This window comes from Streptomyces sp. NPDC006372 (assembly GCF_040612515.1).
Classification (GTDB): domain Bacteria; phylum Actinomycetota; class Actinomycetes; order Streptomycetales; family Streptomycetaceae; genus Streptomyces.
This window is the reverse complement of the sequence record NZ_JBEXQJ010000031.1, coordinates 65,965-80,251: the sequence shown is the minus strand read 5'-3', so window position 1 is coordinate 80,251 and position 14,287 is coordinate 65,965. Positions and strand designations below refer to the sequence as shown.

The window sequence follows — 14,287 nt, the reverse complement described above, 5'->3', positions numbered from 1 at the left end:
GTGCGGCGTTGTGGGCGAGGTGTCCCGGGCGAAGTACACCCATGGGTGTGACTCGCGCGTGCATATGCGTACGCAGCGGGAGAGAGTGAAGGTTCGCGTAAGGGGAGCCGGAGTGCCCGGATCCTCCTCGGACCACATCCCCCCCCAGAGGACTGGCTGATCATGGGCGGATCAGCGCCACGACGGGATCACCACCTGCCGGTCGAGACGACCAGCTTCGTCGACCGGCGTGGCGAACTGAACGAGGGCCGCGAGCTGCTGGCCCGCGCACGGCTGGTGACACTGACCGGGCCGGGCGGCGTCGGCAAGACCCGGCTCGCCGCGCGCATCGCGGCCCGTGTGCGCCGGGCGTTCCCGGACGGGGTGCGCTTCGTGCACCTGTCCGGGCTGCACGACCCGGCACTCGTCCCCCTCGCCGCCGCCGACGCGCTCGGGCTGCACGACCACTCCGCCCAGCCGCCGCTGCACGCCCTCGTCGAGCAGGTGCGGGAGCGACGCCTGCTCCTCGTCGTCGACAACTGCGAGCATCTGGCGGGCGCCTGCGCGCAGCTCGCCGCGGCGTTGCTGCACGGCACCGGGGGAGTCCGCGTTCTCGCCACCAGCCGGCACCGGCTCGGCCTCACCGAGGAGCACCTGCTGGAGGTACGGCCGCTGCCGGTGCCCGACCCGGACGGCGACCTCTCCGCCGCCGAGGGGTATCCGGCCCTCACCCTCTTCGCCGACCGTGCCGCCGCCGTCGTCCCCGGCTTCCGCCTCACGCGCGGCAACCTCGAGTCCGTGGCCCGCCTGTGCCGCCGCCTCGACGGTCTGCCCCTCGCCATCGAACTCGCCGCGGTCCGGATGCGCGTCCTCGACGTCGACCAGCTCCTGGACCGCCTCGACGACCGCTACCGCTTCCTCACCACCGGCAGCCCCGCCGCCCTGCCCCGCCACCAGACCCTGCGGGCGGCGGTCGCCTGGAGCCACGACCTGTGCACCGGGCCCGAGCAGTCGGTGTGGGCCCGGCTGTCGGTCCTCGCGGGCAGCTTCGACCTGGAGACGGCCGAGGCGGTGTGCGCGGCCGAGGCCGGGGCGGGGGAGGCCGGGCGGGGGTCCGGTCTGGTGCCGGCGCAGGTTCTCCGGCCGGAGAGTGCGGCGGGCCTCACCGGCGGGGCGGTACGGGGAGCGACCTCCGGTGAACGTACCCGGCCCGCGCAGGCGCTCGCGGTGACCGTGACGCTGCCACCTCTCGCCGGGGCTCCCGGGGCCGTGGTGCCGTCCGTGCCCGGCCCGGCCGGGGGGCTCCTGCCGCTGCCCGTGCCGCGCCTCGACCCCCCGGTTGCTTCCCGCCCCGCCGTCATCCCCGGCAGCGGCGCACCGCCCCGGCCCGTGCCGTGCCCCGGCACCCTGAGACTGCCCTCGGCCGTGTCCGGTCAAGGCGGCGTCACCGCACCCCCGGCCCTTGCCGCCGCAGGTGACTGGCATGCCGCGACCGACCCGGTCGGACTCCGTGCCGACGAAGTCCTCGACGCTCTCGCCGGGCTCGTGGACAAGTCCGTGCTGGGCCGGGAGCCGGGGCCCGGCGGTGTCCGGTACCGGATGCTCGACACGCTGCGGCAGTACGGGCTGGAGCAGTTGCGGCGGACGGAGGGGGAGGAGCACACCGCCCGGCGGCGGCAGCGGGACTGGATGCTGCGGCGGGTCGAGGAGTGCGAGCGGGGCTGGTTCGGGCCCGGGCAGCCGGAGACCGTCGCCCGGCTGCGTGCCGACCGGGACAACCTGCGCGCCGCCCTCGACTTCAGCCTTGCCACCCCCGGCGAAGGTCTCGCCGGGCTGCGCCTCGCCGGCGCCCTCTGGTTCTACTGGCACGCCTGCGGCGCCCCCCGCGAGGGCCTGTACTGGCTCGACCGGGCGCTGGCCGCCAACCCCGAGCCGACCCGGGAACGGGCCCGCGGCCTGTGGGTCGCCGGGCTGCTGGCGGCCGCCACCCAGGACTTCCCGCTGGGCCGCCGCCACGCCGGGGACGCCCTGGCCCTCGCCCGCGCGCTGGGTGACGCCGCCGAGGCCGCCCACGCCGAATACGTCATCGGCGTCCTGAGGCTGTTCGGCGACGACCTGCCCGGCGCGCTTCAGCACTTCGAGGCCACCGTCGCCCGCGGCCCCGTGCCCGGCCAGCACCTGAGCTTCGTCGGCCTCGACCAGGTGGAACTCGCCTGCGCGCTGGGCTTCCTGGGCGAGGCGGACCGGGCCGTCGAGGTGTGCGAGGACGCGCTGCGGCTGTGCGAGCGGCACGGGGAGCAGTGGGTACGGTCGTACGTGCTGCGCATGCTGGCCCTCGCGCACACCGTCCGGCGCGACTGGCCCCGGGCCGAGCGGCACGCCCGCGACGCCCTGCGCCTGAAACTCGCCGTCCACGACGTCATCGGCATCGCCCTCACCCTCGACCTGCTCGCGTCGATCGCCGTCGAACGCGGCGCCCACCGGCAAGCGGCCGTGCTGCTCGGCGGCGCCGACCGCGTCTGGGCCGACATCGACGCCGCCCGCTGGGGCGCGCGCACCCTCACCTCCGTACGCAGGGACACCGAGGAGCGGGCCCGCCTGGCCCTCGGACCGGACGCGTTCGAGCGGGCGCACCGGCGCGGCGCGGCCCTCGGCCTCGCGGAACTCGTCGCCCAGGCGCTCCAGGAACCGGCCCGCCCCCGCCCCGGAGCGTCCGAGGTGCCGTTCGAGGTGCCGTTCGAGGACACCACGGTCCGCCTCACCCGCCGCGAGACGGAGGTGGCCCGCCTCGTCGCCGAAGGGCTCGCCAACCAGCAGATCGCCGATCGTCTGGTGATCGCCCGCCGCACCGCCGAAGGCCACGTCGAACGCATCCTCAGCAAGCTCGGCTTCAGCAACCGCAGCCAGATCGCCGCCTGGGTGACGGCACAGCGCTGACCCGCCCCCACCGCAGACCAGGCGGAACCGCCCACCTCCCGAGGGGACCGTATGACCGTCCGACAGCCCGCCCCACCCGCCGCGTTCGACCACCGCATGGCCGTCTTCGACTCCGACGACGCCTTCGTGGCCGCCGCCCTGCCCTTCCTCGGCGAAGGCCTCGCCGCCCCCGGCGAACCACCGCCCGTCGCCATCGCCGACCCCCGCAACCTGGACCTCCTGCGCGACGCCCTCGGCAGCGACGCGAAGGACGTCGTCAGCGTCCCGCACACCGACTGGTACACCGGTTCCGCCGCCAACGCCGTCGCCCGGGCCGCTACGTACCTCACCGGCAACGCGGGCCCGGACGGCCGGATGCACCTGCTCATGGAGCCCGTCTGGAGCGGCCGCGCCGGCCGCTCGGCCCGTGAGACCACCGAGTGGATCCGCTACGAGTCCCTCGCCAACCTCCTCTTCGCCCCCATGGCCACCATCGCCCTGTGCGCCTACGACACCCGCACCGCGGGGCCCGCGGTCGTCGCCGCGGCGCGCCGCGCCCACCCCGACACGGAGGTGTACGAGGACCCGGTGCGGCTCGCGGCCGAACTCGACGCCGTACCGCTCCCGCTGCCCCCCGCCGGCGCGCAGCCCCTCGCCGGGCCGCACGCCGCCGCCGTGCAGACCTGGGCGGAGACCCGGGGACTGGCCGCCGCCGACGCCGAGTTGTTCGCCACGGCCGTCGCCGAAGCGGCCGCCGCACTGGCGCCCCTGGACGGCGCCGCCCTGCTGTGGGGCGAGGCGCCCGCCTGCGTCTGCGAACTGCGCTCGGCCCGCCCCGTCGGTGACCCGCTCGCCGGCTTCGTCCCGCCCCGGGCCACCGGCCAGGAACCCGCACCGGGCCTGTGGTATGCCCGCCAGGTCTGCGCCTACGTCGACATCCGCGACGACGCCGAGGGGGCCACGGTCCGCCTCCAGTACGCATGACGCCCTCCTCACCGGCGGCCCCCACCTGCACAAGCGGGTAGGGGATCGGGTAGTCCTCCCCCTGCGCCGAACCACCCCGGGGGACACCCTGGACCCATGCTGCGACTCTCCGGGCGACACCTCCCGGACCCCGACGCCCACCACGGCCCGTTCCCGCAACCACCCCTGGGAGCGGGCCACCTGAGTGTCGAGTACGCCCCCGGGACCGCCGCCGTCCGCGAAGCCCGCGCGCAGGTGCGCAGACAGTTGGAGGAGTGGGGGATCGCGGAGCGCGGTGAGGTGGCGGACGTGGCCGAACTGCTCGTGGGTGAACTGGCCACCAACGCCGTGCTGCACGGCCGGAGCCGCTTCCGCCTCACCCTGTTCGCCGCGCACGGCGTACTGCGCTGCGAGGTGGCCGACACGGAGCGCCGGGTGCCCCGGGTGCTGGACGCGGGCACCGGGGAGAACGGCCGTGGGATGTTCCTGGTGGACGCGCTCGCCCTGCGCTGGGGCTGTCATCGGGAGGGGCCGGGCAAGACCGTGTGGTTCGAGCTCGGCACGTGCGGGGCGGACGGCTGTGGTCGGCGACAGCCGTGATGCATTGCTGGGGTGGGTCGTTGGCGGTGCGTTGTGCCGCCTCGGCCTGTCTCCGGGGTGCGGGTGGTCCGGGGTCGCTCGCGCAGTTCCCCGCGCCCCTAGGCCGATTGCCTCACGCCCTCTTGCCGGTCCGGCGTCTTTGATGTTTCTTGACCTTCATGGCGGACACCACGGGAAACTCCACGGACCACAAGGCCGCGCACTCACCTCAACCCCGCAAGGCCAGCTGGAAGTACATCGGTCCGGGCATCGTCGTGGCGGCGACCGGCGTCGGCGCCGGTGATCTGGTCGCCACGCTGATCGCGGGCAGCAACTTCGGCTACACCCTCCTGTGGGCCGCGATCATCGGCTGCCTGGTCAAGATCTCACTCGCCGAGGCGGCGGGCCGCTGGCACCTGTCCACGGGCCGCACCCTGTTCGACGGCTGGGCCAGCCTCGGCCGCTGGACCACCTGGTTCTTCGCCGTGTACGTGGTCGTGTGGGGCTTCGTCTACGGCGCGGCGGCGATGTCGTCGAGCGCGCTGCCGCTCCAGGCGCTGTTCCCGGACGTGATGGACCTGAAGTGGTGGGGCATCGCCTGCGGTCTGGTCGGCCTGGTCTTCGTCTGGTTCAACAAGTACGCGGTGTTCGAGAAGGTCATGACGGTCCTGGTGGGCGTCATGTTCGTGGTGACGGTGTACCTGGCGATCCGGGTCACGCCGAATCTCGGCGACGCCTTCGCGGGGCTCCTCCCGGTGCTGCCCGACGAGAAGGACTCGATCCTCAACACCCTGGGCCTGATCGGCGGTGTCGGCGGCACGATCACGCTCGCGGCGTACGGCTACTGGGTCAACGCCAAGGGCTGGACGGACACCGGCTGGATGAAGGTCATGCGCCTCGACAACCGCGTCGCCTACATCACGACGGGCATCTTCGTGATCGCCATGCTCTTCGTCGGCGCGGAGATGCTGCACTCCGCGAACGTCGCGATCGCGAGCGGCGACAAGGGCCTGGTCCAGCTGAGCGACATCCTGGAGAAGGAGTACGGCGCGGCCACGGCGAAGTTCTTCCTCGTCGGCTTCTTCGCCACGTCCTTCACCTCGCTGATCGGCGTCTGGCACGGCGTGAGCCTGATGTTCGCGGACTTCGTGGCCCGGTTGTCCGGCAAGGGGCGGGCCAAGGGCGAGGAGGTCGCCTCGGGTGCACGTGAACGCTCCTGGCCCTTCCGCGCCTACCTGCTCTGGCTGACCTTCCCGCCGATGATCCTGCTCTTCGAGGGCCAGCCGTTCCGCCTGGTCATCATCTACGGCGTCCTGGGCGCGGCCTTCATGCCGTTCCTCGCCGCCACCCTGATCTGGCTGCTGAACTCCTCGCGTACGCCACGGGAGTGGCGCAACGGTCCGGTGAGCAACGCGATGCTCGGCATCGCCGGCCTGCTGTTCCTGGTCCTGTGCGTGAAGCAGATCTGGGACCAGCCGTGGGGGGAGTTCTTCTAGGCAGGGAGAATCGACGGATGACCGAGCAGCCACCTCCACCTCCCGGCCCCGGCTTCGGCCCGCCCCCGCCGCAGTACGCGCCCGCGCAGCCGTCCTACGCGCCCCCGCCCTCCCCGTACCCGCCCGCGCCACCCGTGTACGCCCAGGCCCCGCCCCAGCAACCGGCCCCGGCCGGACCGGACTTCCTCGCCGTCGACAAACGCAACGCGGTCGTCGTCGACGCGTCCGGTGTGGCCTTCGAGTCGTCGGGCCTGTCGATCGAGTTCCGCTGGCCCGAGATCCGCAGCGTGCACTACCAGGCGAGTCCCAGCGGCAAGGCGCTGATGGTCGCCGTCATCCACGTGGACGGCCGGTTCTTCGAGTGCGTGGTGGAGGCCAAGCCCAGGTCGCGGCTCCAGGAGTGGTTCCCGCAGCTGGCCTGGGTGCTCGGCCATTACCGTCCGACGGGGTGAGACCGGCGGTGGCTACGGCAGCCCGTGCACATGCGGCCCCACCGCGTCGGACCACGCGTTGCCCGCCGTGGCGTCCCAGTTCGTCGACCAGGTCATCGCGCCCCGCAGGCCGGGGTAGGTCCTGGGCGGCTTGAACGCACCGCAGTTCGTGCCCTTGGCCAGGCAGTCCAGGGCGTTGTTCACGACCGACGGCGACACGTACCCGCTGCCCGCGCCCCGGGTCGAGGCCGGCAGTCCCAGGCCGACCTGGGACGGGGCGAGGCCGCCCTCCAGCTGGATGCAGGCCAGGGCGGTCAGGAAGTCCACCGAGCCCTGGCTGTAGACCTTGCCGTCGCAGCCGAGCATTGAACCGCTGTTGTAGTACTGCATGTTGACGACGGTGAGGATGTCCTTGATGTTCAGGGCCGTCTGGAAGTAGGAGTTCGACGTCGACTGCATGTCGATGGTCTGCGGTGCCATCGTGATGATCAGTGACGAGCCCGCCTTCGCCGAGAGCGACCGCAGGGCCTGCGTCATGTAGGTCGCGTTCAGCCCGTTCTCCAGGTCGATGTCGACGCCGTCGAAGCCGTACGTCCGCATCAGGGAGTACACCGAGTTCGCGAAGTTCGCCGCCGAGGCGGAGTCGTTCACGGCCACCGTGCCGCGCTCGCCGCCCACCGAGACGACGACCTTCTTCCCGGCGGCCTGCTTCGCCCTGATGTCCGCCTTGAACTGGTCGACGGTGTAGCCGCCGAGCCCGGCCGAGTCCAGGTTGAAGGTGACGGTGCCCGGCGTCGAGGTGGCGTCCGCGAAGGCGACGGCGATGATGTCGTACTGGGGTTGGACGTCGGCGAGCTTCTGGACGGTGGCCCCGTTGTCGAAGTTCTGCCAGTAGCCGGTCACCGCGTGCTTGGGCAGGGCCGGTCCCGGGCCGCTCGGCGTGTTCGTCGTCCCCGTCACCGCCGCCGACTTCGGCGACTCACCGGCGGCGTTGACCGCCGTCACACGGAAGGAGTAGGCCGTCGAGGCCGCGAGCCCGGTGACGGTCGCCGAGGTTCCGGTCACCGCGGTCACCTTGGTGCCGTCGCGGTAGACGTGGTAGCCGGTGGCGCCGGAGACGGGCTGCCACGCCAGCGACACCGACGAGGACGTCGTACCGGAGACGTTCAGGCCGCTCGGCGCGGCCGGGACCGTGGGCCCCGGGCCGGTGCCGCCGCCCCCGTCGGGGCCGTACACCGAGACGTCGTCCGCGTAGTAAGCGGCCTGCCCGTACCAGCCGTGCGTGTACACCGTCACCGACGTCGTCGACGGGCCCGTCCTGAAGGTCGTCGACAGCTGCTTCCAGGAGGCGGAGTCCGGGGTCCAGGTGGACACGTCCGTCGTGCCCGTGCCCGTCACGCCCAGGTAGGCGTACCCGCCTCGCACCCAGGCGCCCAGCGTGTACGTCGAGTCGGGCCTCACCTTCACCGTCTGGCCGCAGCGGGCGTTGTCCTGTCCCGCCGGGGTCGCCTGCAGCGCGGCCGTGCCGGTGTGCACCGGAGAGGAGACGGCCGCGGCGCTGCCCGCGGAACAGGTCCAGTCGCTCAGGCCCGACTCGAAGCCGGCGTTCCTGACGTTGTTGACGTCGGCGGCCAAGGCCTGGCCGACGGTCGTGACAGTGAGGGCCAGGGCGGCCATGAGGGCGCCCGGCCACAGTCGTGGGTACCGCCTGTATCTGGACATGACAAGAAAATGGTCCAGACCAACGAGGCTGTCAATAGGTTCAGACCAATTCGGGGAACGGTGAGATGCTCAACCTGCCCCGTTTTGACGCACCTTGTGCAACGGCAGTTCCTCGCGAGCTACACAAACGCTGTTCTCCGGTCACAGAGCCGTGGATACAGTGCTGAGGTAGTCACGCAGTGAAGTCATCAAGGTGTGCCGGAGTGACCCCCCGGCGCGCCGACGGGCTGGGGGAGTCGGGGAGCCGCGCGTGTCAACTGCCATCGCCGTGACCAGTGCCGACATGGCGCTGCCGCCACAGGACGAACGCACCCTGCCCGCCGTCGTGCTGCGGGACGTCGACCGGCGCCCCCTGGAGCACGCGCTCGCCGAGATGCAAGGCCTGGTCGAGCACCACGGGCACGTGATCGTGGTCTGCTCAGCGGCCGCCCCTGCCGCGGTGCAACGCCGCCTGCACACCCTGCGCTCCCTCATGGAGAGCGACCGCATCGCGCTCTTCCGCCCGGAGCTGCCGCCGCTCGGCATCGCCGTCCTGGCACGTCAGCTGAGACAGCTCGCGTCCTGCGACATCAGCCCGGGCGTGCTCGCCTCCGCCGGCCGGCTGCTCGTCCACTACATCCACGCCGGGGCGCTGCTGGGCTCCGTCGCCCGGCTCGACCGCGTCCCTGTCGGCCTGAAGTCGCACGCCAAGTCCTGGGTCCCGGGCAGCCAGTTCGGCGTCCTCGCCCACCCCGAGCCACAGCTCGTCCGGATCACCCCCGAAGCCGCCCTCCCCGGACCCGAGTTCGGCACCTGGATGCTGCTCGCCAAGGGACAGCTCCCGTCCGACTGGGTCACCGGCACCCTCGCCCCCTCCTGGAAGGTGCAGGGGCTGCGCGAGGTCCCTCTGTCCGCCGAATCGCCCGGCTGGTGGGGCACCGGCAAGATGGTCGAGTTCTGCAGCTACCTGCCCGACCTCTCGGTCCTCTACCAACTGGTGACCTCCGTACGGCGCGGCAGCTGCCACTGGTGCGGCATCGACGTGATCGGCGACCGCTGCGTCTTCTGCTCGGCCACGCCACCCGCCCACGACGGCCCGCCCCCAGGACAGCTCGAGAACCGAACGGCCGTCGGGTGAGCCCTGACACCGCTCGTCAGCACTGTTCCGATCCGGCTCGACCGATACCCCCAACGAGGTTGCACGGTTCATGAACTCCCGTCAGCGCCGCGGCGTGATTCTCCTGCTCCTGTCGGTCCTCTGCGCCCTCGGCGCCTTCGCCGGCGTGCTCTCCGTCATCGACGACGTGAAGTCCAAGGTCGGGCCCGAGGTCACCGCCTACCGGCTGAAGTCCGACGTGCCGCCCTACACGACCCTCACCGCGGGCCAGTTCGAGAAGACCAGGATGCCCGAGCGGTGGCTGTCGGCCAACGCGGTCACGGACCTGCGGGAGATCCGGGGCAAGATCGCCGTCACCACCCTGCGAGCGGGTTCCCTGCTCCAGTCCGACATGATCGTCCGCCGGCCGGCCCTGCGGCCGGGCCAGCAGGAGGTCGCCATCATGATCGACGCGGCCACCGGCGTGGCCGGCAAGATCACCCCCGGCTCCTCGGTCAACGTGTACGCCACCTTCGAGGGCAGGCGCGAGAGCGACCCCGACCAGTCGAAGATCATCGTGACCAACGCCAAGGTCATCGACGTCGGCGAACTGACCGCGCTGAAGCCGGACGAGAGCAACCGCGACCGGCAGCCCACCGACGCCGTCCCCATCACCTTCGCGCTGTCCGCCCTCGACGCCCAGCGCATCACCTACGCCGAGTCGTTCGCCCAGCGGGTCCGGCTCGCCCTCGTCGCACCCGGCGGCGACACCACCGTCCCTGAGCAGGACCGGACGTACGAACTCGCGAAGGACAAGTGAGAGGCTCGCATGCCCACGAGGATCCTCCCGGCAGTCGGTGACGCGGACGCCGTCCGGTCCGTCACGACGCTGCTCAGCCAGCTCCCGGACGCCGATCCGGTCACCCCGGTCGTCGACTCCACCCAGCTCATCGACACCCTCGCCCGGCTGGCCGCCGAGTCCGTCGACGAACTGCCTGAGGTCGTGGTCGTGCACGAGCGGATCGGCCCGGTCCCCGCGCTGGAACTGATCCGCGAAGTGGCCCTGCGCTTCCCGGCCGTCGGCGTCATCCTCATCACCTCCGACGCGAGCCCCGGCCTCTTCCAGGCCGCCATGGACTACGGCGCCCGCGGCCTGGTCGCGCTGCCCCTCAGCTACGAGGAACTCGCCAGCCGCGTCCAGGCGGTCGCCCAGTGGTCCGTCGGCGTCCGCCGGCACCTGGGCGCCGGCGGCGACGTCTTCACCGGCGTCGGCGGCACCGTCGTCACGGTCAGCGGCGCCAAGGGCGGCGTGGGCGCCACCCTCACCGCGATCCAGCTGTCCCTGGCCGCCCAGGCCTCCGGCCGCAGCACCGCCCTGGTCGACCTGGACCTCCAGACCGGCGACATCGCCTCCTACCTGGACGTGCAGTTCCGCCGCTCCGTCGTCGACCTAGCCGCCATCACGGACATCTCCCCGCGCGTCCTGGCCGACGCCGTCTTCCGCCACGACACCGGCCTCGCCCTGCTGCTCGCCCCCGCCGAGGGAGAACGCGGCGAGGACGTCACCGACCGCGCCGCCCGGCAGATCGTCAGCGCCCTGCGCTCCCGCTACGAGGTCGTCGTCGTCGACTGCGGCGCCCAGATCGGCGGCGCGGGGGCGGCGGCCGTGGAGATGGCCGACCGGGCCCTGCTGGTCACCACGCCGGACGTGGTCGCCGTACGGGGCGCCAAACGGGCGGTACGGATGTGGGACCGGCTGCAGATCCGCAAGGCCGAGGAGACCACCGTCGTCGTCAACCGGCACACCCGCAACACCGAGATCCAGCCGCCGCTGATCCAGAAGATCACCGGCACGGCCGTCGCCGCCACCGCGATCCCCGCCCACTTCAAGGAACTCCAGGGCGTCGTGGACGCGGGCCGCATCCACGAACTGGAGAACAAGAGCACGGTGAAGCAGGCCCTGTGGGGTCTCGCGGGCGAACTCGGCCTGGTCAAGGCCGCCGAGGGCGGCCACCGGGCAAGCCGGTTCCGGGGCGGGGACCGGGGGTCGGTGAGCTTCCGCCGGCGGAGGGAGGGATGAGCGTGCCCTTGAGGGAGCGGGACCGGGGCCAGGTCACCATCGAGTTCCTCGGGATGACACCGACGATCATCGTGACGCTGGTGGCCCTGTGGCAGGTCGTCCTCGTGGGCTACACCTTCATCCTCGCGGGCAACGCCGCGGACGAGGCCGTACGGCAGGCCACGGCGGCCGAGCCGGGCGCCCGCCAGGGCGCCTGCGAGACCGCGGGCCTCAAGCACCTGTCGCAGGCGTGGCGATCCGGTGCCGAGGTGACCTGCGGGGGCTCGGGCTATGTGACGGCGGACGTCACGCTCGAGGTCCCCCTCCTCTTCCCGGGCGCACTGTCCGTCCCCATCCCCGTCCACGGCCACGCCGGCGCGGTCGAGGAGGCGGACTGAGATGCCTCGTGCCCGCACGGCCCGTGACCGCGGCCAGGTCGCCATCGAGTACATCGGCTTCCTGCCGATCCTGCTGCTCGTCGCCCTCGCGGCGGTACAACTCGGCCTGATCGCCTACACGGCCCAGCAGGCCGGCACGGCGGCCCGGACCGGGGCGCGCAGTGCGTCGCTGGAGGGGCCGTACGAGGCGGACTGCCGGGCGGCGGTGAGCAGCCGGCTGAACGTCCTTGGCTGCACCCCCTCCTACGGTGCGGACGAGGTCACCGTCACCGTCACGGTGGAGATCCCCTCCCTCGTGCCCGGATGGAACTTCGACCCGGCCCGTAAGACCGCGACGATGCCGCTCGACCACTGAACGGAGCACCGTACTCATGAGCCTGCGAGCACGCATCAACTCCCCCGAGGAGAACGGCAACCGGGGTGAGGACGGCCACCTGGTCACCTCCTACCGGGCCAAGCTCCTGGAGGAGATCGACCTCGCGGAGATGAGTTCGCTGGCCGCCGCCGAGCGCCGGGCCCGGCTGGAGCGGGTGCTCGGGCACATCATCAGCCGCGAGGGCCCGGTCCTGTCGACGGTGGAGCGCGCCCAGCTCATCCGCAGGGTGGTCGACGAGGCCTTGGGCCTGGGCATCCTGGAGCCGCTCCTGGAGGACGCCTCCATCACGGAGATCATGGTGAACGGCCCGGACGCGATCTTCGTGGAACGCGGCGGCCGGGTCGAACAACTGCCCCTGCGCTTCGCCTCGAACGACCAGCTGATGCAGACGATCGAACGGATCGTCTCGACGGTCAACCGGCGCGTCGACGAGTCGAACCCGATGGTCGACGCCCGCCTCCCCTCCGGAGAGCGGGTCAACGTCATCATCCCGCCCCTGTCCCTGACGGGCGCCACCCTCACGATCCGCCGCTTCCCCCGCTCCTTCACGCTCCACGAACTGATCGGCCTCGGCTCGCTCGACGACCACATGGTGTACCTGCTCGCGGGCCTGGTGCAGGCGAAGTTCAACGTCATCGTCTCCGGAGCGACCGGCACCGGAAAGACGACGCTGCTCAACGCGCTCTCCGGACTCATCCCCGAGGGCGAGCGCGTCATCACCATCGAGGACTCCGCCGAACTCCAGCTCCAGCAGTCCCACGTGATCCGCCTGGAGTCGCGCCCGCCGAACGTCGAGGGCAAGGGCCAGGTCACCATCCGCGACCTGGTCCGCAACTCCCTCCGGATGCGCCCCGACCGGATCGTCGTCGGCGAGGTCCGCGGCGGCGAGTCGCTGGACATGCTCCAGGCGATGTCCACCGGCCACGACGGCTCCCTCGCCACCGTCCACGCCAACAGCGCCGAGGACGCGCTGATGCGCCTGCAGACCCTCGCGTCCATGTCGGACGTGGAGATCCCCTTCGTGGCGCTGCACGACCAGATCAACAGCGCGGTGGACGTCATCGTGCAGCTCACCCGGTTCGCGGACGGCGCCCGCCGCATCACCGAGATCGCCCTGATGGACAGCCACGGCAGCGACCCGTACCGCCTGGTCACGGTCGCCCGCTTCCACGCCCGGCCGATGACGCCCGACGGCCGGATCCACGGCACCTTCGAGCACTTCCCCCTCCCACGCCGTACCGCCGACCGCCTCTACATGGCGAACCAGCCCATCCCGCAGGCCTTCGGCATCGCCCGCTCCGCGGACGAGCTGGCCACCCGAGAAGCCAGGTAGGACCGACCGATGGATCTGCACCAGCTCATCACGCTCACCACCGGCATCACCCTGCTGACCTGCGTCCTCGCGGTGGCCGGCCTGCACTCCTACGCCTCCGGCAAGGCACAGCGGCAGGCGCTGGTCGACCGCCTGTCCGCCACCGGCCAGGACCCGGACGGGGGCCGCCGCCGGCACTTCACCAACCTGGACCGCCGGCTGCGGCGCACCGGGCTCGGCAGGAAGCTGGAACTCCGCCTGGCGGCGACCGGCCTGGACGTCACGCCGGGCGAGTTCTTCGTCTACATGCTCGCCACGGTCGCGGGCCTGTGGCTGATCGGCCAGGCGGCCCTGGCGCCGTTCTTCGGCCCGCTGGCGGGCCTGCTGGGCATCGGGGTGGCGATCCAGTTCCTCAACTGGCAGCGCCAGAAACGCATCGAGAAGTTCATCAACCAGCTCCCCGAAATGGCCAGGATCCTCGCCAACGCCACCCAGGCGGGTCTCGCCCTGCGCACCGCGATCGGCATGGCGGCGGAAGAGATGGAGGCCCCGGCCGGCGAGGAACTCGGCAAGGTCTCCGCCCAGCTGGCCGTCGGCGCGTCGATGGACGACGCACTGAGCGAGATGGCCGACCGCCTCCCCTCCCGCGAGCTGGTCGTCCTGGTCACCACCCTGGTGCTCTCCAACCGGGCGGGCGGCCAGGTGGTGAGCGCCCTGCGCAACCTGACCGAGACGCTGGAGGAACGCAAGGAGACCCGACGGGAGGTCCGCACCCAGCTCTCCCAGGTCACCATGACGTCGTACGCCGTCCCGGTCCTGGGCGTCGGCTCGCTCTTCCTGATGAACGGGGTGAAGGACGGCGCCCTGGACCGCATGACCGGCTCACCCTTGGGCCAGGGAGCGGTCATCATCGCCTTCTCCCTCTACGCCGTCGGCTTCGTCCTCATCCGCCGACTGTCCCGCATCGACGTCTGAGGGCCG

Annotated in this window: 13 protein-coding genes; 12 read left to right on the top strand and 1 reads right to left on the bottom strand. The window is 72.0% G+C overall.

Features of this window, described 5'->3' with window-relative positions; all coding sequences use genetic code 11:
• The first annotated feature begins 162 nt into the window (after window positions 1-162).
• The 5 genes from ABZ016_RS33250 to ABZ016_RS33230 all read left to right on the top strand — a co-directional run bounded on the left by ABZ016_RS33250 (window position 163) and on the right by ABZ016_RS33230 (window position 6,385).
• Window positions 163-2,916, top strand: a complete 2,754-nt coding sequence (locus tag ABZ016_RS33250; RefSeq protein WP_356920417.1) for a LuxR C-terminal-related transcriptional regulator — start codon at window positions 163-165, stop codon at window positions 2,914-2,916.
• A gap of 51 nt (window positions 2,917-2,967) precedes the next feature.
• On the top strand, window positions 2,968-3,879 hold the full coding sequence (locus ABZ016_RS33245; RefSeq protein WP_356920416.1) for an MEDS domain-containing protein: 912 nt from the start codon (window positions 2,968-2,970) through the stop codon (window positions 3,877-3,879).
• A 96-nt stretch (window positions 3,880-3,975) separates the two neighbouring features.
• A complete protein-coding gene (locus ABZ016_RS33240) occupies window positions 3,976-4,458 on the top strand; it encodes an ATP-binding protein (RefSeq protein WP_356920415.1) in 483 nt (160 codons plus the stop codon).
• A 158-nt stretch (window positions 4,459-4,616) separates the two neighbouring features.
• Entirely contained in the window at window positions 4,617-5,933 is a 1,317-nt protein-coding gene (locus ABZ016_RS33235) for an Nramp family divalent metal transporter (protein WP_356920414.1), read from the top strand.
• A gap of 17 nt (window positions 5,934-5,950) precedes the next feature.
• Window positions 5,951-6,385 (top strand): hypothetical protein, encoded by a 435-nt coding sequence (locus ABZ016_RS33230; RefSeq protein WP_356920413.1) that lies wholly within the window; start codon window positions 5,951-5,953, stop codon window positions 6,383-6,385.
• Window positions 6,386-6,397: 12 nt separating this feature from the next.
• On the opposite strand, the gene ABZ016_RS33225 is transcribed toward ABZ016_RS33230, so the two are convergent.
• Window positions 6,398-8,086, bottom strand: a complete 1,689-nt coding sequence (locus ABZ016_RS33225) for a glycoside hydrolase family 18 protein (protein ID WP_356920412.1) — start codon at window positions 8,084-8,086, stop codon at window positions 6,398-6,400.
• Between the two features lie 283 nt (window positions 8,087-8,369).
• On the opposite strand from ABZ016_RS33225, the gene ABZ016_RS33220 reads away from it, so the two are divergent.
• From ABZ016_RS33220 to ABZ016_RS33190, 7 genes are all read left to right on the top strand, one after another.
• Window positions 8,370-9,203, top strand: coding sequence for a hypothetical protein (locus tag ABZ016_RS33220; protein WP_356920444.1), 834 nt, complete (start codon window positions 8,370-8,372; stop codon window positions 9,201-9,203).
• 70 nt (window positions 9,204-9,273) lie between these two features.
• Window positions 9,274-9,981, top strand: a complete 708-nt coding sequence (gene cpaB, locus ABZ016_RS33215; RefSeq protein WP_356920411.1) for a Flp pilus assembly protein CpaB — start codon at window positions 9,274-9,276, stop codon at window positions 9,979-9,981.
• A gap of 9 nt (window positions 9,982-9,990) precedes the next feature.
• Window positions 9,991-11,241 (top strand): AAA family ATPase, encoded by a 1,251-nt coding sequence (locus ABZ016_RS33210; RefSeq protein WP_356920410.1) that lies wholly within the window; start codon window positions 9,991-9,993, stop codon window positions 11,239-11,241.
• Complete coding sequence (locus ABZ016_RS33205) at window positions 11,238-11,618, top strand: pilus assembly protein (protein ID WP_356920409.1); 381 nt, start codon at window positions 11,238-11,240, stop codon at window positions 11,616-11,618. The genes ABZ016_RS33210 and ABZ016_RS33205 overlap by 4 nt, the downstream gene beginning before the upstream one ends.
• Window position 11,619: 1 nt before the next feature.
• The gene (locus ABZ016_RS33200; protein WP_356920408.1) at window positions 11,620-11,973 is read left to right on the top strand and encodes a TadE/TadG family type IV pilus assembly protein; all 354 of its coding nucleotides are present in this window, start codon (window positions 11,620-11,622) and stop codon (window positions 11,971-11,973) included.
• A gap of 16 nt (window positions 11,974-11,989) precedes the next feature.
• The gene (locus tag ABZ016_RS33195; protein WP_356920407.1) at window positions 11,990-13,327 is read left to right on the top strand and encodes a CpaF family protein; all 1,338 of its coding nucleotides are present in this window, start codon (window positions 11,990-11,992) and stop codon (window positions 13,325-13,327) included.
• Window positions 13,328-13,336: 9 nt separating this feature from the next.
• Window positions 13,337-14,281, top strand: a complete 945-nt coding sequence (locus ABZ016_RS33190; RefSeq protein WP_356920406.1) for a type II secretion system F family protein — start codon at window positions 13,337-13,339, stop codon at window positions 14,279-14,281.
• Window positions 14,282-14,287: the final 6 nt, after the last annotated feature.

Coding starts and splice junctions, on each gene's coding strand:
- ABZ016_RS33250 (WP_356920417.1), top strand. CDS start 163: ATGGGCGGATCAGCGCCACGACGGGATCACCACCTGCCGGTCGAGACG.
- ABZ016_RS33245 (WP_356920416.1), top strand. CDS start 2,968: ATGACCGTCCGACAGCCCGCCCCACCCGCCGCGTTCGACCACCGCATG.
- ABZ016_RS33240 (WP_356920415.1), top strand. CDS start 3,976: ATGCTGCGACTCTCCGGGCGACACCTCCCGGACCCCGACGCCCACCAC.
- ABZ016_RS33235 (WP_356920414.1), top strand. CDS start 4,617: ATGGCGGACACCACGGGAAACTCCACGGACCACAAGGCCGCGCACTCA.
- ABZ016_RS33230 (WP_356920413.1), top strand. CDS start 5,951: ATGACCGAGCAGCCACCTCCACCTCCCGGCCCCGGCTTCGGCCCGCCC.
- ABZ016_RS33225 (WP_356920412.1), bottom strand. CDS start 8,086: ATGTCCAGATACAGGCGGTACCCACGACTGTGGCCGGGCGCCCTCATG.
- ABZ016_RS33220 (WP_356920444.1), top strand. CDS start 8,370: ATGGCGCTGCCGCCACAGGACGAACGCACCCTGCCCGCCGTCGTGCTG.
- cpaB (WP_356920411.1), top strand. CDS start 9,274: ATGAACTCCCGTCAGCGCCGCGGCGTGATTCTCCTGCTCCTGTCGGTC.
- ABZ016_RS33210 (WP_356920410.1), top strand. CDS start 9,991: ATGCCCACGAGGATCCTCCCGGCAGTCGGTGACGCGGACGCCGTCCGG.
- ABZ016_RS33205 (WP_356920409.1), top strand. CDS start 11,238: ATGAGCGTGCCCTTGAGGGAGCGGGACCGGGGCCAGGTCACCATCGAG.
- ABZ016_RS33200 (WP_356920408.1), top strand. CDS start 11,620: ATGCCTCGTGCCCGCACGGCCCGTGACCGCGGCCAGGTCGCCATCGAG.
- ABZ016_RS33195 (WP_356920407.1), top strand. CDS start 11,990: ATGAGCCTGCGAGCACGCATCAACTCCCCCGAGGAGAACGGCAACCGG.
- ABZ016_RS33190 (WP_356920406.1), top strand. CDS start 13,337: ATGGATCTGCACCAGCTCATCACGCTCACCACCGGCATCACCCTGCTG.